Annotated in this window: 16 protein-coding genes; 7 read left to right on the top strand and 9 right to left on the bottom strand. The window is 66.5% G+C overall.

Annotated features, from left to right (window positions below; translation table 11 throughout):
• Positions 1 to 17 precede the first annotated feature (17 nt).
• Entirely contained in the window at positions 18 to 2,783 is a 2,766-nt protein-coding gene (gene gyrA / locus H7X47_RS13600) for a DNA gyrase subunit A (protein WP_227010456.1), read from the bottom strand.
• A 442-nt stretch (positions 2,784 to 3,225) separates the two neighbouring features.
• Positions 3,226 to 3,726, bottom strand: coding sequence for a single-stranded DNA-binding protein (locus H7X47_RS13595; protein ID WP_193369223.1), 501 nt, complete (start codon positions 3,724 to 3,726; stop codon positions 3,226 to 3,228).
• A gap of 243 nt (positions 3,727 to 3,969) precedes the next feature.
• Between H7X47_RS13595 and uvrA the strand changes: the two genes are divergently transcribed.
• Both uvrA and H7X47_RS13585 read left to right on the top strand, forming a co-directional pair.
• Positions 3,970 to 6,846 carry an excinuclease ABC subunit UvrA gene (uvrA, locus tag H7X47_RS13590; RefSeq protein ID WP_193369222.1) on the top strand — a complete coding sequence of 959 codons (2,877 nt, stop codon included), beginning with the start codon at positions 3,970 to 3,972 and terminating at the stop codon, positions 6,844 to 6,846.
• Positions 6,843 to 7,343: a GNAT family N-acetyltransferase gene (locus tag H7X47_RS13585; RefSeq protein ID WP_193369221.1), complete on the top strand. Its 501-nt coding sequence runs from the start codon at positions 6,843 to 6,845 to the stop codon at positions 7,341 to 7,343. The genes uvrA and H7X47_RS13585 overlap by 4 nt, the downstream gene beginning before the upstream one ends.
• Before the next feature lie 3 nt (positions 7,344 to 7,346).
• On the opposite strand, the gene H7X47_RS13580 is transcribed toward H7X47_RS13585, so the two are convergent.
• Together H7X47_RS13580 and H7X47_RS13575 are read right to left on the bottom strand one after the other, a co-directional pair.
• Positions 7,347 to 10,517 (bottom strand): efflux RND transporter permease subunit, encoded by a 3,171-nt coding sequence (locus H7X47_RS13580; protein ID WP_193369220.1) that lies wholly within the window; start codon positions 10,515 to 10,517, stop codon positions 7,347 to 7,349.
• A 10-nt stretch (positions 10,518 to 10,527) separates the two neighbouring features.
• Complete coding sequence (locus tag H7X47_RS13575) at positions 10,528 to 11,733, bottom strand: efflux RND transporter periplasmic adaptor subunit (RefSeq protein WP_227010455.1); 1,206 nt, start codon at positions 11,731 to 11,733, stop codon at positions 10,528 to 10,530.
• Between the two features lie 146 nt (positions 11,734 to 11,879).
• On the opposite strand from H7X47_RS13575, the gene H7X47_RS13570 reads away from it, so the two are divergent.
• Entirely contained in the window at positions 11,880 to 13,154 is a 1,275-nt protein-coding gene (locus tag H7X47_RS13570) for an adenylate/guanylate cyclase domain-containing protein (protein WP_193369219.1), read from the top strand.
• Between the two features lie 62 nt (positions 13,155 to 13,216).
• On the top strand, positions 13,217 to 14,593 hold the full coding sequence (trmFO, locus tag H7X47_RS13565; RefSeq protein WP_193369218.1) for a methylenetetrahydrofolate--tRNA-(uracil(54)-C(5))-methyltransferase (FADH(2)-oxidizing) TrmFO: 1,377 nt from the start codon (positions 13,217 to 13,219) through the stop codon (positions 14,591 to 14,593).
• A gap of 3 nt (positions 14,594 to 14,596) precedes the next feature.
• Here trmFO and H7X47_RS13560 read toward each other — a convergent pair whose 3' ends face one another.
• The gene (locus H7X47_RS13560) at positions 14,597 to 16,123 is read right to left on the bottom strand and encodes a winged helix-turn-helix domain-containing protein (protein WP_193369217.1); all 1,527 of its coding nucleotides are present in this window, start codon (positions 16,121 to 16,123) and stop codon (positions 14,597 to 14,599) included.
• Between the two features lie 189 nt (positions 16,124 to 16,312).
• Between H7X47_RS13560 and H7X47_RS13555 the strand changes: the two genes are divergently transcribed.
• Positions 16,313 to 16,648, top strand: coding sequence for a hypothetical protein (locus H7X47_RS13555; RefSeq protein WP_193369216.1), 336 nt, complete (start codon positions 16,313 to 16,315; stop codon positions 16,646 to 16,648).
• A 15-nt stretch (positions 16,649 to 16,663) separates the two neighbouring features.
• On the opposite strand, the gene H7X47_RS13550 is transcribed toward H7X47_RS13555, so the two are convergent.
• Positions 16,664 to 17,503 (bottom strand): phytoene/squalene synthase family protein, encoded by an 840-nt coding sequence (locus H7X47_RS13550; RefSeq protein WP_193369215.1) that lies wholly within the window; start codon positions 17,501 to 17,503, stop codon positions 16,664 to 16,666.
• 202 nt (positions 17,504 to 17,705) lie between these two features.
• Here H7X47_RS13550 and H7X47_RS13545 point away from each other — a divergent pair, with 202 nt between their 5' ends.
• Together H7X47_RS13545 and H7X47_RS13540 are read left to right on the top strand one after the other, a co-directional pair.
• Complete coding sequence (locus H7X47_RS13545; RefSeq protein WP_193369214.1) at positions 17,706 to 18,302, top strand: urate hydroxylase PuuD; 597 nt, start codon at positions 17,706 to 17,708, stop codon at positions 18,300 to 18,302.
• A gap of 257 nt (positions 18,303 to 18,559) precedes the next feature.
• Complete coding sequence (locus H7X47_RS13540) at positions 18,560 to 19,144, top strand: superoxide dismutase (RefSeq protein WP_193369213.1); 585 nt, start codon at positions 18,560 to 18,562, stop codon at positions 19,142 to 19,144.
• A gap of 72 nt (positions 19,145 to 19,216) precedes the next feature.
• Here the strand turns inward: H7X47_RS13540 and H7X47_RS13535 are convergent, their stop codons facing one another.
• The 3 genes from H7X47_RS13535 to secF form a co-directional block, all read right to left on the bottom strand.
• Positions 19,217 to 21,010: an adenylate/guanylate cyclase domain-containing protein gene (locus tag H7X47_RS13535; RefSeq protein ID WP_193369212.1), complete on the bottom strand. Its 1,794-nt coding sequence runs from the start codon at positions 21,008 to 21,010 to the stop codon at positions 19,217 to 19,219.
• A gap of 100 nt (positions 21,011 to 21,110) precedes the next feature.
• Positions 21,111 to 21,488 carry an Mth938-like domain-containing protein gene (locus tag H7X47_RS13530; protein WP_193369211.1) on the bottom strand — a complete coding sequence of 126 codons (378 nt, stop codon included), beginning with the start codon at positions 21,486 to 21,488 and terminating at the stop codon, positions 21,111 to 21,113.
• A 30-nt stretch (positions 21,489 to 21,518) separates the two neighbouring features.
• Positions 21,519 to 22,460 (bottom strand): protein translocase subunit SecF, encoded by a 942-nt coding sequence (gene secF, locus H7X47_RS13525; RefSeq protein ID WP_193369210.1) that lies wholly within the window; start codon positions 22,458 to 22,460, stop codon positions 21,519 to 21,521.
• Positions 22,461 to 22,470 lie beyond the last annotated feature (10 nt).

The raw sequence follows: 22,470 nt of genomic DNA, 5'->3' as shown, positions 1-22,470 counted from the left end.
TGACGGTCGTCTCGCGCCTAGGTCTCTTCCGCAGGGGGCATGGCGTCGCCCGCGCTGCCGCCGGCCTCGTCCTCGCCCTCCTCGTCCTCATCCTCGGAGAGATGCGCCACCGATACAATACGCTCGCTCTTGTCGATACGGAACAGCATCACGCCACGGGTGGTGCGCCCGGCGATACGGATGTCCTCGACGGGGCTGCGGATCAGCTTGCCGCCGTCGGTCACCAACATGATCTGGTCGCTCTCCTCTATCGGGAAAGCGGCCACCACGCTTGACTCCACGCCGCCGCCGCGCGCCAGGTCCAGGTTCCCGATGCCGCGGCCGCCACGCCCGGTGACGCGGTACTCGTAGGCCGAGGTGCGCTTACCGTAGCCGTCGGCGGCGACGGAAAGCACGAACTGCTCGCCCTCGGCCAGCTCGGCGAGACGTTCCTGGCTGAGCTCGATCTCGGCGCCTGCCTCCGTCGAGCCGTTCTCCGAGCCGCCGTTCTCGCCGCGCCGCTTGGCGTTGGCGTAGCGCAGGTAGGCGTCGCGTTCCTCGGTGCTGACGGTCTCGCCGGAGCGCAGGATCGACATGGAGATGACCTTGTCACCCTTGCCCAGCTTGATGCCGCGCACGCCGGTGGAGTTGCGCCCGGCGAAGACGCGCACGTCATCAACGCCGAAGCGGATGCAGCGCCCGCCGGCGGTGGCCAGAAGCACGTCGTCGTCCTCCGTGCAGGTACGCACGGAGACCAGCTCGCCGTCGCTCTCCTCCAGCTTCATGGCGATCTTGCCGTTGGCCATGACCCGCACGAAGTCGGAGAGCTTGTTGCGTCTTACGTCTCCGGCCGAGGTGGCAAAGACCACGAACATCTGGTCCCAGGTGGTCTCGTCCTCGGGCATGGGCATGAAGGTCGTGATCCACTCGCCCTCCTGCAGCGGCAGCAGGTTGATCAGGGCCTTGCCGCGGGCCTGGGGCGTGCCGATGGGCAGGCGGTAGACCTTCAGCTTGTAGACCATGCCGCGCGAGGAGAAGAACAGCACCGGCGTATGGGTGTTGCAGACGAAGACCTTGCTGACAAAATCCTCGTCGCGCGTCGCCATGCCGGCGCGCCCCTTGCCGCCGCGGCGCTGGGCGCGGTAGGTCGACAGCGGCACGCGCTTGATGTAGCCGCCGTGGGTGACGGTGACCACCATGTCCTCACGCTGGATAAGGTCCTCGTCTTCCTGCTCGAAGCCGGCCTCGACGATCTGGGTGCGCCGCGGCGTCGCAAAGCGCTCCTTCATGTCGATGAGCTCGCCGCGCAGCACCTCCAGCAGGCGCGCCCGCGATCCCAGGATCTCCAGGAAGCCCTTGATCTCGGCGGCGATCTCTTCCAGCTCCTGGGCGATCTTCTCGCGCTCCAGGCCGGTCAGGCGCTGCAGGCGCAATTCCAGGATGGCCCGGGCCTGCAGCTCGGAAAGCTGGTAGGTGCCGTCGGCCGCCACCTCGCGGCCCGGCTCGTCGATCAGCTCGATGAGCGGCGCCACGGTTTCTGCCGGCCAGCGCCGGCCCATCAGGCCCTCGCGGGCGGCCACCGGATCGGGCGCGGCGCGGATCAGTTCGATGATCGGGTCGATGTTTGCCACGGCGATGGCCAGGCCGACCAACAGGTGGGCGCGGTCGCGGGCCTTGCCCAGGCGGAAAGCGGTGCGCCGGGTGACGACCTCCTCGCGGAAGTCCATGAAGGCGGCGATGATCGCCTTCAGGTCCAAAAGCTCCGGGCGGCCGCCGTTGAGGGCCAGCATGTTGCAGCCGAAGGAACCCTGCAGCGGCGAGTAGCGGAACAGCTGGTTCAGCACCACCTCGGGCTCGGCCTCGCGGCGCAGTTCGATGACCACGCGCAGGCCCTGGCGGTCGCTTTCGTCGCGCAGGTCGGCGATGCCCTCGATGGTCTTGGCGCGCACCAGCTCGGCGATGCGCTCCAGCATGCGCGCCTTGTTGACCTGGTAGGGCACTTCGCTGACCACGATGGCATTCCGGTCCTTGCGGACCTCCTCGATGGAGGTCGCCGCGCGCACGCGCAGCGACCCGCGGCCCGTGTGGTAGGCGTCGCGGATGCCGGCGCGCCCCAGGATGATGCCGCCGGTCGGGAAGTCCGGGCCCGGCACCAGCTCCATCAGCCGGTCGATGGAAATCTCCGGATCGTCGATGTAGGCGCAGCAGGCGTCGATCACCTCGCCCAGATTATGGGGCGGGATGTTGGTCGCCATGCCGACGGCGATGCCGCCGGCGCCGTTGACCAGCAGGTTCGGGAACCGCGCCGGCAGGACGATCGGTTCCTGGGTGGTTTCGTCGTAGTTGTCCTGGAAATCGACGGTGTCCTCGTCGATGTCCTGCAGCAGCGCATCACTGGCCGAGCGGGTCAGGCGCGCTTCGGTGTAGCGCATGGCCGCCGCCGGGTCGCCGTCCATGGAACCGAAGTTGCCCTGGCCGTCGATCAGCGGCAGGCGCATGGAGAAATCCTGCGCCAGGCGGACCATGGTGTCGTAAATGGCGCTGTCGCCGTGCGGGTGGTACTGACCCATGACGTCACCGACCACGCGGGCCGATTTGCGGTAGGGCCGGTTCCAGTCGTAGCCGGCCTCCTTCATGGCGTAGAGGATGCGCCGGTGCACGGGCTTCAGGCCGTCGCGCACGTCGGGCAGCGCCCGGGCCACGATCACGCTCATGGCGTAATCGAGGTAGGAGCGCTTCATCTCCTCCTCGATGGTGACCGGCGTTATGTCGAAATCGGAAGTCGGCTGTGACGGATCAGACAAGAGAACTGCCTTGAGAAGACGCCCGGGCACCACGCCCGGACAACGGATTGCCTGGCCCCCTTGGCCTGGTCAGGTGGGGGCCGAAAAACACCTCAGAAAACGGTTGGATCAGCCGGGTTTTCCCTGGTCCCCAACCTGCGGGCATTCCGAAGGCAAGAGGCCTCGGATAACCCGCGGGAATCCCCCGCGAATCGTAGGTTCGACTATAGCAATCCCGCCCCGCCGCGACAACATTCTCGGCGCCGGAGATAGCGTAAATCTATTAGCTTTTTCAATGACTTACAAAAGCCGCTCCGGCGCTCAATGGAAACGCCACGGCGCAGGCGCGAAGTCACCGCCGGAAGGCTGCGATCGGGCCGTCCGGCAGACCGGTTTCAACGCATATTCAGTTGATTGCGACGGCTGCCGCTTCTACCCGCCGCCGGCGGGCCTGCAGCCGCCCCTAGAAGGGGATTTCATCGTCCAGGTCGCTGCCGCCGCCACCGCCGCCGGAGCCACCGCCGAAGCCGCCCCCGCCGGAGCCGCCGCCGCCGAAGCCGCCGCCGGCCCCAGGACCACCGTCGTCGCTGTAGTCGGCTCCGCCGCCGTCCTGGCGGCCGTCCAGCATGGTCAGTTCACCACGGAAGCGCTGCAGGACCACCTCGGTGGTATAGCGGTCCTGGCCGTCCTTGTCGGTCCACTTGCGGGTCTGGAGCTGGCCCTCGATGTAGATCTTGGAGCCCTTGCGCAGATACTTCTCCGCTACTTCGCAGAGTTTGTCGTTGAAGATCACGACCCGGTGCCATTCCGTGCGCTCGCGCCGCTCGCCGCTGTTGCGGTCGCGCCAGGTTTCCGAGGTAGCGAGGGACAGGTTGGCGACCTTGGTGCCGTCCTGGGTGCTGCGGATCTCCGGATCGCGCCCCAGGTTCCCCACCAAAATGACTTTATTCACGCTGCCCGCCATACCGATTCTCTCCAGTTTCTGCGATTTTCGACCTCAAGTGGCGGCGGACTCTAGCGTCCTGGCAGGGCCCTGTCAGCAATCCCTTATCCACAAGGACCGCAGCGCGATCCGGGGCTCGATTTTCCGCCTCCCATCCTCCATATTGACCCTATCGGCGGCCCGCCGCCACCGGTATCCCGAAGCACCGGTCATCCGACGAACCCGAGCCCCCTTAAGAGCCCACCGAGAGGCTGTGCCGAAGTCATGCCAAAAGGCCTGGAAGGTCCTGTGATCGCGATCCGCGGCGCGCGCGAGCACAATCTGAAAAACATCGACGTCACCCTGCCCCGCAACGAACTGGTGGTGATTACCGGGCTTTCAGGCTCCGGCAAGTCGTCGCTGGCCTTCGACACCATCTACGCCGAGGGCCAGCGCCGCTATGTCGAATCCCTCTCGGCCTACGCCCGCCAGTTCCTGGAGCTGATGCAGAAGCCGGACGTGGATTCCATCGAGGGCCTCTCCCCGGCGATCTCCATCGAGCAGAAAACGACGTCCAAGAACCCGCGCTCCACCGTCGGCACGGTGACCGAGATCTACGACTATATGCGCCTGCTCTTCGCTCGGGTCGGCGTGCCCTATTCGCCGGCCACCGGCCTGCCCATCGAGAGCCAGACGGTCAGCCAGATGGTCGACCGGGTGATGGAGATGGACGAAGGCACCCGCCTCTACCTGCTGGCTCCCATCGTGCGCGGGCGCAAGGGCGAGTACAAAAAAGAGCTGGCCGAGCTGCAGAAGCGCGGCTTCCAGCGTGTGAAGATCGACGGCGAGTTGTACGAGATCGAGGACGCCCCGGCGCTGGACAAGAAACGCAAGCACGACATCGAGGTGGTGGTCGACCGCCTGATCGTGCGCAAGGGCATCGAGACGCGCCTGGCCGACTCTTTCGAGACGGCGCTCCACCTGGCCGACGGCCTGGCCTTCACCGAGGAGGCAAAGAAGGGCGGCGAGATCACCACCTTCTCGGCCAAGTTCGCCTGCCCGGTCTCCGGCTTCACCATCGAGGAGATCGAGCCGCGGCTCTTTTCCTTCAACAACCCCTTCGGCGCCTGTCCTTCCTGCGACGGCCTGGGCATCACCCTGTTCTTCGATCCCGACCTGGTGGTGCCGGACCCCAAGGCGCCCTTGAGCGGCGGCGCCATCGCGCCCTGGTCGCGCTCGGCCACGCCTTCGCCCTACTACCAGCAGACCCTGGACAGTATCGCCCGCCACTACAAGACCTCGACCCGCACGCCCTGGGAGGAGCTGCCCGCCAAGGTGCGCGACGTGATCCTCTACGGCTCCGGCAAGACCGCCATCACGATGAAGTACGAGGACGGTCTGCGCAGTTATAAAACCACCAAGTCCTTCGAGGGTGTGATCCCCAACATGGAGCGGCGCTGGCGCGAGACCGACAGCGACTGGGTACGCGACGACCTGGGCAAATACCAGAGCAACAAGGCCTGCGAGGCCTGCGGCGGCCACCGCCTGAAGCCGGAGGCCCTGGCGGTGAAGCTGGACAAGCTGCACATCAGCGAAGTGGCCGAGTTCTCCGTCGCCAAGGCGGCCGCCTGGTTCGGCGCCCTGAACGCCAAGTTGGGCAAAAAGGACCAGGAGATCGCCGCGCGTATCCTGAAGGAGATCAACGAGCGCCTGACCTTCCTGGTCGACGTCGGGTTGGATTACCTGACCCTCAGCCGCGGCTCGGCCAGCCTCTCCGGCGGCGAGAGCCAGCGCATCCGTCTCGCATCGCAGATCGGCTCGGGCCTGACCGGCGTGCTCTACGTGCTGGACGAACCCTCCATCGGCCTGCACCAGCGCGACAACGCGCGCTTGCTGGAAACGCTGAAGCGCCTGCGCGACCTGGGCAACAGCGTCATCGTGGTGGAGCACGACGAGGACGCCATCCGCACCGCCGACTACCTGATCGACATGGGCCCGCGCGCCGGCGTCAACGGCGGCCAGGTGGTCGCCATCGGCAAGCCCGAGGAGGTCATGCACCACCCCGAAAGCCTGACCGGCCAGTACCTGACCGGCCTGCGCCAGATCGAGGTGCCGCGCCAGCGCCGCGAGGGCCATCCGGGTCAGGAGATCAAGATCCTGGGCGCCACGGAGAACAACCTGCAGAACGTCGAGGCGGCGATCCCCATGGGGACCTTCACCTGCGTCACCGGGGTCTCGGGCAGTGGCAAGTCGACCCTGATCATCGAAACACTTTACAAGGCCCTGGCCCGGCGCCTGCACAAGGCGCGCGCCAATCCCGGCAAGCACGAGGGCATCGAGGGCCTGGAATACCTGGACAAGATCATCGACATCGACCAGTCGCCGATCGGCCGCACGCCGCGCTCCAACCCCGCTACCTACATCGGCGCCTTCACGCCGATCCGCGAGTGGTTCGCCGGCCTGCCGGAGTCCAACGCCCGGGGTTACAAACCGGGCCGCTTCTCCTTCAACGTGAAGGGCGGACGCTGCGAGGCCTGCCAGGGCGACGGCGTCATCAAGATCGAGATGCACTTCCTGCCCGACGTCTACGTGCAATGCGACGTCTGCAAGGGCCAGCGCTACAACCGCGAGACCCTGGAGATCACCTTCAAGGACAAGTCCATCGCCCAGATCCTGGACTTGACCGTCGACGAGGGCGTGGAGTTCTTCAAGGCCGTGCCCTCGATCCGCGTGAAGCTGGAGACCCTGCAGAAGGTCGGCCTGGGCTACATCCACATCGGCCAGCCGGCCACCACTCTCTCCGGCGGCGAGGCGCAGCGCGTGAAGCTCTCCAAGGAGCTCTCGCGGCGCGCCACGGGGCGCACCCTCTACATCCTCGACGAGCCGACCACCGGCCTGCACTTCGAGGACGTGAAGAAGCTGCTGGAGGTGCTGCAGGCCCTGGTCGACCAGGGCAACACCGTGGTGGTGATCGAGCATAACCTGGAGGTCATCAAGACCGCCGACTGGATCCTGGACCTGGGGCCCGACGGCGGCGACCGCGGCGGGCGCGTCGTCGCCGCCGGCACGCCCGAGGAAGTCGCCCAGGTGGCCGAAAGCCACACCGGCCACTACCTGGCCCCCTACCTGCGCACGGCCAAGCCGAAGAAAAAGCGGGCATGACCGAGGCAGGGGTGAGCTGCCGCCTGGCGTCGGCCTGCGACCACGAAGCCGTCGCCGGCCTGTTCCACGAGGACGGACGGCACTACTGGGGCGACGCGACCCCGGACCGTGAATCCATGGGCGCCTATGTGCGCGAGCAGGTTCTGGCCGGGCACGCCAACGTCGAGATCCTGCTGGCCGAGGCCCGGGACAAAGCTGTCGGCTTCGCCAGCTTCGCGGTCGTCCACCCGGCACCGGACCTGGGCGGGCAGCTGTTCATGAAGGACCTCTTCGTGACGGAAGCCGCGCGCAGCCAGGGCGTCGGCGAGATCCTGCTGCGCGCCCTGGCGAAGATCGCCGTCGAGCGCGGCTGCGTGCGCCTGGACTGGACCGCGGAGGACTACAATTCCCGCGCCCTCGACTTCTACGACCGCCTCGGCGCCCGCCGGCTGACGGAGAAGATCTACTTCCGCTTCGACGGCGCGGCCTTGAAGGAGTTCGCCGCCAGGAAAGAATAGGCCCTACTCCGCCGGCTCCGGCTGGACGGCCCGCGCGGCCCTGAGGCGCCGGGTGACGCCGCGGATGGTCACGTAGAAGACCGGCGTCAGGAAGAGCCCGAAGAAGGTCACCCCCAGCATCCCGGAGAACACGGTCACGCCCAGCGCCTGGCGCATTTCCGCGCCCGGGCCGGTGGCGATGGCCATGGGCAGCACGCCCAGGATAAAGGCGAAGGCGGTCATCAGGATGGGACGCAGGCGCAGGCGGCAGGCTTTCACCACGGCCTCGACCGCGCTGTCTCCGTTGTCCTCGGCCTGCTTGGCGAACTCGACGATGAGGATGGCGTTTTTGGCCGCCAGGCCCACCAGCACGATGAGGCCGACCTGGGTCAGGATGTTGTTGTCGAAGCCGCGCAGGGTGATGCCGAGCAGGGCCGAGAGCACGCTCATCGGCACGATGAGGATGATCGCCAGCGGCAGGCTCCAGCTCTCGTACTGGGCCGCCAGGGCCAGGAAGACGAAGAGCACCGAGAGCGCGAAGATGAAGACGGCGGTGTTGCCGGTATTGCGCTCCTGATAGGCCAGTTCGGTCCACTCGAAGTCGGTGCCCGGCGGCAGCACCTGCCTGGCCATGCCCTCCATGATCTCCAGGGCCTCGCCCGAGGAGACTCCGGGCGCCGCGTTGCCCTGCACCGGCACCGAGACGAACATGTTGTAGCGCTGCACCAGGTTGGGGCCGGAGACCTCGCGGATCTCCACCAGGGTGCCGAGCGGCACCAGCGCGCCGCGGGCCGAGCGCACCTTCAGGCGCAGGATGTCCTCCTTCTCCATGCGGAACTGCTGGTCGGCCTGGGCGCGCACCTGGTAGATGCGCCCGAAGGCGTTGAAGTCGTTCACGTAGGAGCTGCCCAGGTTGATCGACAGGGTGTCGAAGATGTTCTCGATGGGCACGTCCAGCATGCGCGCCTTGCGCCGGTCGATGTCCAGGTAGAACTGCGGCGAGGAGGCGCTGAAGGTGGTGTAGACGCCGGTCACCCCGGGGGTTTGGGCCGCCTGGCCCATGATGGCATAGGCCGCGCCCAGCACCCGGTCCATGTCGGCACTGTTCAGCTCGCGCAGCTGCAGCTTGAAACCGCCGGAGCTGCCCACGCCGCGTACCGGAGGCGGCGGCACGGCGATGACGAAGGCCTCGCGGATCGACTGCAGGCGCCCGTAGAGCTGGCCGATGATGGCACCCGCCGCCTGGCCCTGGGCGAGACGCTCCTCGAAGGGCTCGAAGCCGGCGAAGACCACGCCCGCGTTGGTGGCATTGGTGAAGGTGGCGCCGGAGAAGCCGGCGAAGGCCACCGCGTTGCGCACCCCGGGGGTGTCCTGGATGATCTGGGAGGCTTCCTGCACCACCTTGTCGGTGCGCGCCAGCGAGGCGCCCTCGGGCAGCTGGATCACCACGATGGCGTAACCCTGGTCCAGGGTCGGGATGAAGCCCCGCGGGGTAGTCTGCAGCATGTAGACCGTGGCGCTCAGCAGTCCGGCAAAGATCAGCAGCATGGCGGCCAGAACGCTGCGGCGGCCGACCAGGAACTGCACCACCCGGCCATAGAGCTCGCTCAGCTTGTCGAAGCCCTTGTTGAAGCCCTCGGAGAAAACACGGCCGACGACCGCCAGGGGAAAGCGCGAAGGCTTGCCGCCATGCGGCTTGAAGAGGATCGCCGCCAGCGCCGGGGAGAGCGTCAGGGAGTTGACCGCCGAGATGATGGTCGTCACCGCGATGGTGAGCGCGAACTGCAGGTAGAACTGGCCTGTGATACCGGGGATGAAGGCGACCGGCACGAAGACCGCCACCAGCACCAACGAGATGGCGATGACGGCCGAGCCGACCTCATCCATGGTGCGGTGCGCCGCCTCGCGCGGGCCGAGCCCCAAGCGCATGTTGCGCTCCACGTTCTCGACCACGACGATGGCGTCGTCGACCACGATGCCGATGGCCAGCACCATGCCGAAGAGGGTCAGCATGTTGATGGAAAAGCCGAAGGCCTGCATCACCGCGAAGGTGCCGATCAGGGAGACCGGAATGGCCACGATGGGCACGATGGCCGTGCGCCAGGACTGCAGGAAGATCAGCACCACCAGAACGACCAGGATCACCGCCTCGAAGAGCGTCTCGTAGACTGCGTCGATGGACTCGGCGATGAACTCCGTCGGGTTGTAGACGATGGTGTAGTCGATGCCCGGCGGGAAGTCCTGTTTCACCCGCTCCATGGTCGCCTTCACGGCCTCGGCCGTCTCCAGGGCGTTGGTGCCCGGGCGCTGGAAGATGGCCAGCGCCACGGCGGGTTTGCCGTTGAGGTAGCTGTTGGTGATGTACTCGCGCGCACCCAGCTCGACACGCGCCACGTCCTGCAGGCGGATCAGGCGGCCGTCGTCGCCGGACTTCACGATGACCGAGCGGAACTCCCGTGGGTCCTCCAGCCGGCCCTGCGTGGTCACCACGTACTGGAAGGCGTTCTGTCCCGGATTGGGCGGCGCCCCGATGGAACCGCCGGAGACCTGCACGTTCTGCTCGCGCAGGGCGTCAACCACGTCGGCGGCGGTCAGCGCGTAGGCCGAGAGCTTTTCGGGATCGAGCCAGACGCGCAGGGCGAACTCGCGCTCGCCGAAAAGGATCAGGTTGCCGACGCCGTCGATGCGCAGCAGCAGGTCGCGCACCCGAGAGCGCGCGTAGTTGGAGACATAGAGCTGGTCGTAGCTCTCGTCCGGCGAGAGCATATGCACCACCATCATCAGGTCGGGCGACGACTTGGTGGTGGTGACGCCCAGGCGGCGCACCTCTTCGGGCAGGCGCGGCTCGGCGATGGCGACCCGGTTCTGAACCAGCACCTGGGCCTGGTCCAGGTCGGTGCCCAGCTTGAAGGTGATGGTCAGCGCCATGGCGCCGTCGGCGGTGGAATAGGAGGACATGTAGAGCATGTCCTCGACGCCGTTGATCTCCTGCTCCAGGGGCGTCGCGACGGTCTCGGCCACCGTCTTGGCGTCGGCGCCGGGATAGCTGGCGCGCACCACGATACTGGGCGGCGCGATCTCCGGGTACTGGGCGACCGGCAGCTGGCCGTAGGCGATCAGGCCGACGATCACCAGCACCAGGGACAGCACCGTCGCGAAGATCGGCCTGTCGACGAAGAAATGGGCGAAGCGCATGGCCGCCTCCCTACTTGACCGCGGCGACCTGCGGCAGTTCCTTGAACTCGGGCGTGACGGTGGCGCCCGGGCGCACCCGCATGAGGCCCTCGACGACGATGGTCTCCTCGCCGGTCAGGCCCTCGCGCACGACGCGGTAGCCGTGCAGGCGCGGCCCGGGGCGAATCTCCTGCCGCGACACCTTGCCGGCCTCGTCCACCACATAGACCAGGCGCTTGTCCTGGTCGGCGGTGATGGCGCTGTCGGGCACCATGACGCCGCGGTAGGGCAGCGAGCCCGGAATGTTGATGATGCCGAAGAGGCCAGGCTGCAGCACCAGCGCCGGATTGTCGAAGACGGCGCGCACCCGCATGGTGCCGGTGTCCTGGTCGACCTTGTTCTCGGCGAAATCCAGGGTGCCTTCGAAGGTGCCGTCGCGCGCGTCGGAAAGCCTTACCTTCACCGGCAGCGCGCCCGCGCCTTCCTGCAGCGCCACGCCGCGCGCCCTGGCGTCGCGGGCATAGGCGAGGAAGGAGCGCTCGTCGATGTCGAAGTAGAAGTTGATGGGGTCGATGGCCACGATGGTGGTCAGCGTCGTGTCGTCCGGCACCACCAGGTTGCCCACCGAGATCAGGTTGCGGTCGATACGCCCTGCAATGGGCGCGCGGATCTCGGTGTATTCCAGGTCCAGCTTGGCGCTGTCCAGCGCCGCCTTGGCGCCTTGCACCTGGGCCAGGGCGGCGACGTATTCCTGCTGGCGCTCATCGAGGGCGCTGACCGAGATGTTGCCGCGCGTGGAAAGCTCGCGGGCGCGCTCCAACTGCTTCTTGGTGTATTCGACCTGGGAGCGGGCGATCTTCAGGTTCGCCTCGGCCTCGCCCACGGCGGCCTTGTAGGGGCGCTGGTCGATGGTGAACAGCAGGTCGCCCTTGGCGACGATGGCGCCGTCGGTGAAGTGCACCTTCTCCAGGTAGCCACCCACCCGGGCGCGCAGGTCGACCTCGTCCAGGGCCTCGAAACGGCCGACGAACTCGTCGTCCTCGACGATGTCGCGGACCACCGGCTTGGCCACGGTGACTTTGGGCGGCGGCGGCGCGGCCTGCTGGGCGGCGGCACCGCTGCCCTGCTCCCCGCAGGCCGCCGTCAGCCCCAGGAGAGCCACGCCCAGAATTCCCCCAAAAACACTGGGGATGGCCCGCGGCGCGCGCGGGCTCTCGGCTTTCACGATCATTTGCATACCACTGCCTCTCACTCAGACGCCCCCGGCGTCGGCAGGAAACTGGGTAGTTTACTTATACTGCGTCGCAGCAATTGCAAGACCTGCGGTGGTAAGGGGGGATTGCGTCTCTTGCATAGCCTGCCCAGGAGCCGCAGATTTACTGGATGAGCGCGCCTCTCACGACGAGTCCCGGCCCGACCGATGACACGGTCCTGACGCCCCAGCTCTGCCTCCAGGGCCGCGAGCAGGCCCAGCCGGTGATCGACTGGCTGCTGTCCGTGCGCCTCAAGCAGACCCCGATCACCCTGCTGTTCGACGGCTTCCTGCGGCAGTTGAACGCCGTTGGCATTCCGGTCGACCGCTCGACCCTGCACCTACCCCAGCTCCACCCGCAGCTGCGCGCCCGCACCGTGCTGTGGGAAGGGGAAGCCGGCGGCGCCATGGAGATTCCGCGCGCCCACGGCATCGAGGTGACGGACTACTTCCTCGACAGCCCGATAAGGCTGATCTTCGAAGGGGGTCCGGTGGTGCGCCGGCGGCTCGGCCACCCCGACTGTCCCGCCGATTTTCCCATCACCCGGGATCTGAAGGCCCAGGGCTACAGCGACTACACCGCCCGGCCCCTTCCCTTCAGTACCGGGCGAACCAACTCCCTGACCCTGGCGACCAAGCACCCCGAGGGCTTCAGTGGCCTGGATATCGCCACGGTGGAGGCGGCCATGCCCGTCTTCGGGACACTGCTGGAACTGCGCAACGCCTATCGTACCAGCAAGACGCTCATGGAGACCTACGTCGGCCAACGCAGCGGCCAGCGCGTCCTGGCCGGCACCATCAAGCGCGGCGATGTGGAGCGCATCAACGCCGTGCTCTGGACCTCCGACCTGCGCGACTTCACCGGCCTGTCCGAGACCCTGCCGATGGAGGAGGTCATCGTCCTGCTGGACGAATACTTCGAGGCCATGGCCGAAGCCATCGAGGCCAACGGCGGTGAAATCCTGAAGTTCATCGGCGACGCCATCCTGGCGATCTTCCCGATCGAGGAGAAACACGCCGGCGATCCCTGCCGCGCCTGCATGGCCTCCATGGTCGCCGCCCAGGCCGCTCTGAAGAACGCCGAACGCCTGCGCGAGGAACGCCGCGCGGCCGGCAAGGCGGAGTTCCGCTGCGGCATTGCGCTGCACGTCGGCGACGTCATGTACGGCAACATCGGCGCCGCCGACCGCCTGGACTTCACGGTGATCGGCCCGGCGGTGAACCTGGTCAGCCGCATTGAGGCCCTGAACCAGGACCTTGCCGTGCCGCTGGTTTACTCGGCCGCCTATGCCGAGCACTGGACCGGCCAGAGCCGCAGCCTGGGGGTCCACAAGCTGAAGGGGATCGCCGAGCCCCAGGAGGTCTTCACCCTGGAAGACACCAGCGGCCTGCCCTGCCAGGACTGAAGCCCTAGCGGTCCGCGACGCAGGGACTTTCAGCGGCGGCCCGGCGGCGCTATGGTCCGCCCATGACCGACAGCAACATGAAGCCCATCCACGTCATCGGCGGCGGCCTGGCCGGCAGCGAGGCCGCCTGGCAGATCACCCGCGCCGGCCTGCCCGTGGTGCTGCACGAGATGCGCCCTGAGCGCAAGACCGACGCCCACCAGACCGAGGGACTGGCGGAGCTGGTCTGCTCCAACTCCTTCCGCAGCGACGACGCCGAGAACAATGCCGTCGGCCTGCTGCACGAGGAAATGCGCCGCCTCGGCTCCCTGATCATGACCTCCGGCGACGCCACCAAGCTGCCCGCCGGCGGCGCCCTGGCGGTCGACCGGGTGGCCTTCTCCGACCGTGTCACCGCGGCGCTGGAAGCCGACCCGCTGGTCACCATCGAACGCGGCGAGGTTGACGGCCTGCCGCCCGAGGACTGGGACTCGGTCATCGTCGCCACCGGCCCCCTCACCTCGCCGGCCCTGGGCGAAGCCATCGGCAAGCTCAGCGGCACCGACTACCTAGCCTTCTTCGACGCCATCGCGCCCATCGTCTACAAGGAGTCCATCGACTTCTCCAAGGCCTGGTTCCAGTCGCGCTACGATAAGCCGGGCCCGGGTGGCGGCACCGCCGACTACGTGAACTGCCCGCTGACCCAGGCGCAGTACGAGGCCTTCATCCAGGCCCTGCTGGACGGCGAGAAGACCGAATTCAAGGACTGGGAAAAGTCGACGCCCTACTTCGAGGGCTGTCTGCCCATCGAGGTCATGGCCGAGCGCGGGCCGGAGACCCTGCGCTACGGGCCGATGAAGCCGGTCGGCCTGCACGACCCCCACAGCGACGCGCGGCCCTATGCCGTGGTGCAGCTGCGCCAGGACAACGCGCTGGGCACGCTCTACAATATCGTCGGTTTCCAGACCAAGCTGAAGTACGGCGAGCAGGTGCGCATCTTCCGCATGATCCCCGGCCTGGAAGAGGCCGAGTTCGCGCGCCTGGGCGGCCTGCACCGCAACACCTTCCTGAAGTCGCCGGAACTGCTGGACGGCCAGCTGCGCCTCAAGGCCCAGCCGCGCCTGCGCTTCGCCGGGCAGATCACCGGGGTCGAGGGCTATGTCGAGTCCGCCGCCATCGGCCTGCTCGCCGGCCGCTTCGCCGCGGCCGAGCGCCTCGGCCGGCCCTTCGCCCCGCCGCCGCCGACCACGGCGCACGGCGCCCTGCTGGCGCACATCACCGGCGGCGCCGCGGCCGACACTTTCCAGCCCATGAACGTGAACTTCGGACTCTTCCCGCCGCTGACCCCGCCCGAGGGCAAGCGCAAGGTGAAGAAGAAGGACCGCAAGCCGGCCTATTCGGCCCGCGCCCTGGCCGACCTCGACGCCTGGCGCAGCGAGAGCGCGGCGGCAGCGGAGTAGGCTTCAGGCGGGGATGCCGACGCTCTTCAGGGCGTCCTCAAGAACCGGCGACATGTCGGTCCAGGCCGCCCAGTTGCCGGTCAGGTCGCGCCATTTCGATATTCTGAAATCGGGGTTCTGCGCCTTGAAGCTTTCCGCGACGGCGCGGGCCTCGCCGGTTCTCCCCAGGCGCACCAGGGCGGTCATCCTGCACATCTGAAAAAAGGTGTTCCGCGGGCTCTTCTGCAGCCCCTGGCCGGCGTACTTCAAGCTGTCCTCGAAGCAGTTCAGGATGAGATAGGCCTTGGAAATGGCCATCTCGCAGCGGAAGCTCTGAGGGTCGCTCGGATTGAGCCGCAGCGATGTCTTGGCAAGCTCGATCGCTCTGCGGGCATCGCCGTGATAGGACTCCAGCAGCGCCAGGCTGGCCCAGGCCCAGGCGAAACTCGGGCACTGCCGCGTCACCTCCTCGACCAGCGCGATCGCGCGGTCTTTCTGATCGCTCATGAAGCCGATCGTGTAGCCGGCGTAGGCTCTGACCTCGGCGTCTGCCTGGGGGCTTGCGAGCGCCTCCTCCGCCAGGCGCAGCGACAGTTCGCGCTGCGCCTGGGAGGGCGCCACGAACTGCCAGCCGATGAGGGTCGTGCACCAAGCCCTGACCGCCTTTGCTTTCGCGTAGTCGGGAGCGTTGGCGATGGCTTCGTCCAGCAGTTCGATCGCGGCGTCGATCTGCAGGCCGTTCAAGGCGGCGCGCGCTCTCAGATAGATATCGTAAGCCGTCAGGCTGCTCGGGGGCTTGCGGGTGGCGCGCCCGATCTCGGCGAGCTGGATCTCCGGGCCGATCGCGCTGACCACGCCTTCGGTGATCTGGTCCTGGAGGTCGAAGACGTCCTCGAGGTCGGCCTGAAAGCGTCCGGCCCAGATGTGGCTGGCGTTCTCCGTCTCCACAAGCTGTCCGTTCACGCGCAGGCGGTTGCCGGCGCGCCGGACGCTGCCCTCCAGGACATAGGCGACACCGAGGTCGCGGCCGACCAGGCGGACGTCGATCGACTTTCCCTTGTAGATGAAGGAGGAGTTGCGGGCGATGACGAAAAGCCAGGGAACGAAGGACAGGGCCGTAATGATCTCCTCGCTGAGGCCGTCCGCGAAGTACTCCTCCGCCGGGTCCCCGGAGATGTTCGTGAAAGGCAAAACCGCGATGGAGGGTTTCTCCGGGTGGCCCTGCGCCTCCGCGTCCCCCGCTTTGCCCACCGGGGTGATGCCGCCGAGAAAGCGGTAGCCGCGCCCGCGTACGGTTTCTATGAAGCGGGGCGCCTTGGGATCGTCGCCAAGGGCAAGCCGCAGATCGTGGACATATTCCTTGATCAGTCCCTCGGACACATAGACCTCGCCCCACAGGGTTTCGAGAATGTGATCCTTGGTCAGCAGGCGGCCGGGGTTCTCGACGAAGAGTTGCAGCAGCTGAAAGGCCTTGTTGCCCAACGCGACGGGCTGATCGCCGCTCCAGAGCCTCTGATCCTCGATATCGAGCTTCAGTTCGCAAGCTTGCAAGTCACGGACTCCGCCTGTCTTCAAGCCATTCCGGGCATTGACGCTTCAAACTCCACCGAAACTCCACGGTGGCTAGACGAACCCTGTCGCGTCATTGGCGAAGATAGCACAGGCCCGGCGTTTCGGTCATTTCACGGCAGACGCGCCGGCTGAGAGCCATTTTCAACAGAGCAACCTGGGAGCAAGGATATGTCGTCCTCGACCACGAGTTATATCGTCTGTGCGGGCCTGCTTTTCGGCACCGCGCTCGTCACGGATGCCGGCCGCCCCCTCGCCTTCGAGCCGCCGGTGGCCAAGGAGGGATTCAGCTATCCGGAAAGCTACTGCACGAACCGCGGCACCCGGATCGAGCTCGGCGAGCTTGCCTGCCTCCGGGTCAACGGAAAGGCCTTCGTCGCAAGTTGCGGCATGCACCAGAACAACCCGATGTGGCGGAAGGTCCAGGACGGCTGTCCGGCGCAGCTGGAAAAGGCATCGGGGATGGCGCCCGCCGCCAGTCCGGCAGGCGATGGCGGCAACCAATAGAAGACGGCCTCTCGGCTAAAACCGGCCGCGCCAGTTGCCCCAGGCCAGGCGCCAGACGCGGCCCGGCGCCGGGGCCTGCACGGCGGCGGCGAAAGGATCACCTCCGGCCTTGCGCAGGCGCTTCAGGTAGAGATCGCCCAGGCGCGCCAGCAACAGCGCCGGCAGGGCCCGGCGCGGCACCTCGCGCGCGCGGCGGCGCGCCGCCTTCAGGTGCTGCGCGGCGGCGTCCTGCAGGACCGCGGTAACCCGCCGCAAGGCCGGCGAGGCACGTAGTTCGAAGACCTCCTGCAGGTCGACCCCGGCATCGGCGCAGAGGTCCGCAGGCAGGTAGGATCGTTTCTGGCGGGCGTGCAGCGGCAGCGCCCGCAACAGCCCGAGATAGGCCCATGCGGGCCCCAGGTGCTCGACGGCTTCACGGCTGGCCGCGTCCTCCGCCTCCAGGACCTGCAGGGCCAGGCGCAGCAGCGCCGTCGAGGTGCCCTCGACATAGGCGCGCAGGGCCTCCAGGTCGGCCGGCGGTTCCGCTTCCAGGTCGAACTCGCGGGCGTCTATCACCTGCTCCAGCAGGTCGCGCCGCAGGCCCTTGGCCCCGATGCAGCGGGCCAGCGGCGCCACCACCTCGTGCTGGCGCGGGCGCCCTGAAAAGACGCCTTCCAGGCTTTCACGCCACCACTGCAGGCGGATCTGCCCCAGCATCGGCTCACTCACCACCTCCGCCGTCTTCGCCACTTCGTGATTGAAAGCATAGAGGGCGAAGAGCTGCTCGCGCTCAGCCTCCGGCGCGAAGAGGCTGGTGAGATAGCGGTCGCGGTCGTGGCGCTCCACAAGGGCGCCGCAGACGGAGAGTCCTTTCATCGCGGAGGGCCTTTGAGTTCCGAAGTTGATCGGGCCGAAGCCGTTCGGGCGCCCTCTTGGCAAGTCATGAAGTAAACCCTAGACTTAACCAAGGCGACTCCAACCATTCTATTTGCGAGATTCACCGCCGCAGCAAGAAAAAAGAAAATCATCCCTGCGTCATCAAAGAGTACGCGGTGGGCGATAACATAGGAGAGTGTAAATGGCTGGGATACTCACCTCACTCAGAAACACGGTAATAGCAGGCTTCGTCTTCGCGATCGTTCTGTTCCTAATCTATTACAGCGTTCAAGGCTACGATGGCTACGCATTCGGCGCCTTCTTCTTCCGCTGGCTGCACGTGCTCAGCGGCGTCATGTGGATCGGGCTGCTGTGGTACTTCAACTTCGTGCAGATCCCCAACATGGGGAAGATTCCCGACGAGCAGAAGCCGGCCATCAGCAAGGTCATCGCACCTGCCGTTCTATGGTGGTTCCGCTGGGGGGCCATGGCAACCATCGTGACAGGCCTCATCCTGGCCGCCTTCAACGGCTACATCCTCGAGGCGATCTCGCTGGGTCTCATCGACGGTGTGCCGAAGCACAGCATGATCGGCATCGGCATGTGGATGGGCGCAATCATGTGGTTCAACGTCTGGTTCGTCATCTGGCCCAATCAGAAGCGGGCCCTCGGAATTGTCGAGGCCGATGCGGACAGCAAGGCCAAGTCGGCGCGCACCGCCATGCTGTTCTCGCGCACCAACACCCTGTTGTCGGTGCCGATGCTGTTTGCCATGGTCTCGGCACAGAACCTTTTCTAGCGCCTGCACATTTTCTGGGCAGCCGCACCGGCAACGCCACGAAAATGGATGTCCTGGGACCGGAGCCGCAAGGCTCCGGTCCGTTTCCCGGCCCACGAAATCGAAAATTCACGCTGCGGCGCGCCACATCCGGCGATTGCTACTGGAACTTTTTGCGTAACTGACTAATTGTCCCTACAAGGAGAACAACCCGCGCCGGCCTGGACAAGGCCGCACGGGTTTTTGTTGGACAACAAAGCATCGAGAGAGAGATTGGCATGGCGTTCGAGCTTCCTTCACTGCCCTATGCGCAAGACGCACTGGAGCCTCACTATTCGGCCAACACCCTGAGCTTCCACCACGGCAAGCACCACCAGGCCTATGTGACCAAGCTGAACGAGCTCATCGAGGGCACCGACAACGCCAAGAAGTCCCTCGAGGAGATCATCACGTCCAGCTCCGGCGGCCTCTTCAACCAGGCTGCCCAGGTGTGGAACCACACCTTCTTCTGGAATTCCATGAAGCCGGGCGGCGGCGGCGCGCCGTCGGGCGCCCTGGCCGCGGCCATCGACAAGGCCTTCGGCAGCCTCGACAAGTTCAAGGAAGAGTTCAAGACCAAGGGCGTCGGCCAGTTCGGCAGCGGCTGGGTCTGGCTGGTCAAGGACGGCGGCGATCTGAAGATCGTCACCACCGCCAATGCGGAAACCCCGATGACAAGCGGCCAGACCGCGATCCTGACCTGCGACGTCTGGGAACACGCCTACTACCTGGACTACCAGAATCGTCGGCCGGACTTCCTGCAGTCCTTCCTCGACAACCTGGTGAACTGGGACTTCGCGGCGGCCAACTTCGACGCCGCCTGAGCCCGACCCGGACGAAAGACAAAAGGGGCCCCCGCTGATCCGGGGGCCCCTTTTTGATTCCCGCCGGCCGGCTCACCCGCCGGTAGAGCTCATGTCGGGCTCGGGCTCGACCGCCGCCGAAGTCGGCAGCCGCGCTTTCAGAAGGCCCTGGCGATGGTGCTCCAGGTCGCTTTCTTCCTTGTAGTGCAGCGTCGCCAGGTAGTCGTCCACCGTGAAGTCCGGATTCAGCTCCAGAACCATTCCGGCCTGTTCCTGCGCCGATGCATCGTCGCCCTGCAAGGCAAAGGCAGCCGCGAGGAAGGCATGGTGGAACTGGTCCGGATGTGAAATGCGCTGGAAAGCGGTGATGGCCTCGTCATAGCGGCGCGCCACAAAGTAGGCCCGCCCCAGGTGGTTCCAGAAGCGCTCGGGGTGATAGGGGTTCAGCCGGATCGCCTTCTTGATCCACTCGATGCCCTCTTCCGGCCGGCCCAGCCAGGTCAGCAGTTCGCCGTACTGCACGACGATCAGGTCGTCGTTGGGATTGAGGTTCAGCGCGCGCTCCTGGTGGTAGGTCGCCTTGTCGAAGTCGCCGTGGGCGATGCTGGTCGCGGCGAGGATGCGGTGGACGTCGCTGTCGTTGTCATCCAGCGCCAGGGCCGTTTGCAGGGCCTCCGCCACGCGCCTCCAGGTCTCGTCGCGGTCGGCGCACCAGCCGTAGACCCAGCACTGCCCCATCACGCAGGCTCGCCAGGCATGGGCGTGGGCGTAGTTCGGATCCAGAGCCACGGCGCGGTCCAAAAGGCGCAGGGCCTCGGCGTTGGCCTCAGGTTTCGAGCGGTGGTGCAGCACCTTGCCCGCCAGCAGGCTCTCGTAGGCGGCCATGTTGTCCGTCGGCTTGTGCTTCACGCGCTCCTGGCTCGCCGCCTCGATGCGTCCTGGCAGGATCGCCACGATGGTCGTGGTGATCTCGTCCTGGATGGCGAAAATGTCCTCCAAGTCGCGGTCGTAGCGCTCGGCCCAGATGTGGCGGTCCGTTTCGGCGTCGATCAACTGCACCGTCACACGCACGCGGTTGCCCGCCTTGCGCACGCTGCCCTCCAGAATGTACTGCACGCCCAGGGCCCGGGCGACGTTCTGGATGTTGGCGGTCTTGCCCTTGTAGACGAAGGCCGAGGTGCGGGAGATGACAAAGAGGCCCCGGAACTTCGACAGGCCGGTGATGATGTCCTCGGTCAGCCCGTCGGCGAAGAACTCCTGCTCGGCATCACCGCTCATGTTGACCATCGGCAGCACGGCGATCGAGGGCATGTCGCCGGCCGCCGGTGCGGCCCCCGCTTCGGGCGCCGCGGCCGGCGCCGCGGCCTCACCATTTTCCAGCAGGACGCGGAAGACGCGGACCTTGCGTGACAGGTTCTTCACGCTCTGCTCGCCCAGGTCCTCGAAAGCGACATCGAGGCGCTCGCCCAGCTGGTCGCGCACCGCGCGCGAGATGCAGATGCCGCCCACATCCGCCATGGCCTCCAGCCGCGCGGCCAGGTTCACGCCGTCGCCGAAAATGTCCCCCTCCTCGGCGATCACGTCACCCAGATTGATGCCGATGCGAAACTCGATCCGCTGGTCTGGCGGAACGTCGGAGTTGCGCCGCGCCATGCGGCGCTGGATCTCTGCTGCACAGTTCACGGCTTCGACCACGCTCTGGAACTCGACCAGCAAGCTGTCGCCGCCCGTCTTGATGATGGTGCCGCCGTTCTTCGCGATCGCCGGATCGATGAGTTCGATGCGATGGGTCTTGAGGCGGGCCAGAGTGCCCGCTTCATCGGCCTCCATCAGCCGGCTGTAGCCGGCCATGTCGGCCGCCAATATTGCGGCAAGCCGCCGTACCATGGCCCCTCCCTTGCCGGCGCCAATCCGCCTGAGCAGGCCTAGCTTAATCGTTTATCCTCAATTGAGCGACAGGAACTCGCCGTCACGCAGAGGTTGTGATTCAGTCGACGGCGATGAGGGCCGCGGCGACCCGCCGGTCCTCGGCCACCAGCACGTTGTAGGTGCGGCAGGCCGCGCCGGTGTCCATGGGTTCCAGCGCCACGCCACGCGCCCGCGCCGCCGCGCGCAGCTCCGGCTCGATGAAGGCCATGGCCGGCCCGCAGCCGAGCAGCAGCACCTCGATCGGCGGGGTCGCCGCCAGCACGGGCTCCAGGCTGTCGATGCTCAACTCGCCAATGGCGCCCAGCGCCCAGGCACCGGTCCAGTCCGGCAGTACCAGGATGGAGCCGCGGTAGACTGCGCCGGTGACCGTGAAGCCGCCGCCGCCGTAGCTTTCGATGATCTGGCGTCCCTGGGGAATGAGCGGTGTAACGTCCATGACCGCTCCTTTCGTTCGGGTCCGTTGGCTTTAGGACGACGCTTCGGCCGTCTCTGCTTCGGTGTCTTCCTCGTCCGCACCGCCGCGGCGCAGCTTGATGAAGGTCAGCAGCGGCACCGCCAGCCCGACCGAGGAATAGGTGCCGATGGCCACACCCCAGATGAGGCCGGCGCTGAAGCCCCTGATGACCTCGCCGCCGAAAAAGAACAGCGCGAACAGGGCGAGCAGCGTGGTCAAGGAGGTCAGGATGGTGCGCGACAGGGTCATGTTGATCGACCGGTTCAGCACCTCGGGCAGGGGCAGCTTCTTGTAACGGCGCAGACTCTCGCGCACCCGGTCGAAGATCACCACGGTGTCGTTGATCGAATAACCGGCAATGGTCAGCACCGCCGCGAGAGTCGCCAGGTTGAACTCGATCTGGGTCAGCGAATAGAAGCCGATCGTCGCGACGACGTCGTGCACCAGGGCGATGAGGGCGGCGACGCCGAACTGCCATTCGAAGCGCAGCCAGATGTAGACGCCGATGCCCAGCAACGCCAGCACCGTGGCCAAAAGACCCGCTTCCTTCAACTCGTCGCCGATCTTCGGGCCGACGAATTCCTGCCGGCGGATCTCGATGCCGGAACCCAGGGCGTCCTTCACCGCTTCAATCGCCAGGATCTGCTGCTGCTCGTCGCCCTCCTGCTTGGCGATATTGATCAGCACGTCGGTCGGCTCGCCGAACTGCTGCAGCGAAACCTCGCCGACACCCAGGGCGTTCAGGCGACCGCGCAGCTCGCCCAGATCGGCGGGCTGCGGCGTGCGCACCTCCATCAGAATGCCGCCGCGGAAGTCGACGCCGAAGTTCAGGCCCTGTGTCAGGAAAAGACCGATAGAGCCGAGAAAGAGCGCCGCCGAGAAGATGAAGAACAAACCGCGGCGGTGGATGAAGCCGAAGTTCAGCTCGACCGGAAGCTTGCGAATAAGAGCCATAACGTCGCTT

The sequence above is a fragment of the Pelagibius marinus genome, assembly GCF_014925385.1.
In the GTDB taxonomy this organism is placed as follows: Bacteria; Pseudomonadota; Alphaproteobacteria; order Kiloniellales; family Kiloniellaceae; genus Pelagibius; species Pelagibius marinus.
This window is presented reverse-complemented; position numbering and strand designations above follow the sequence as displayed.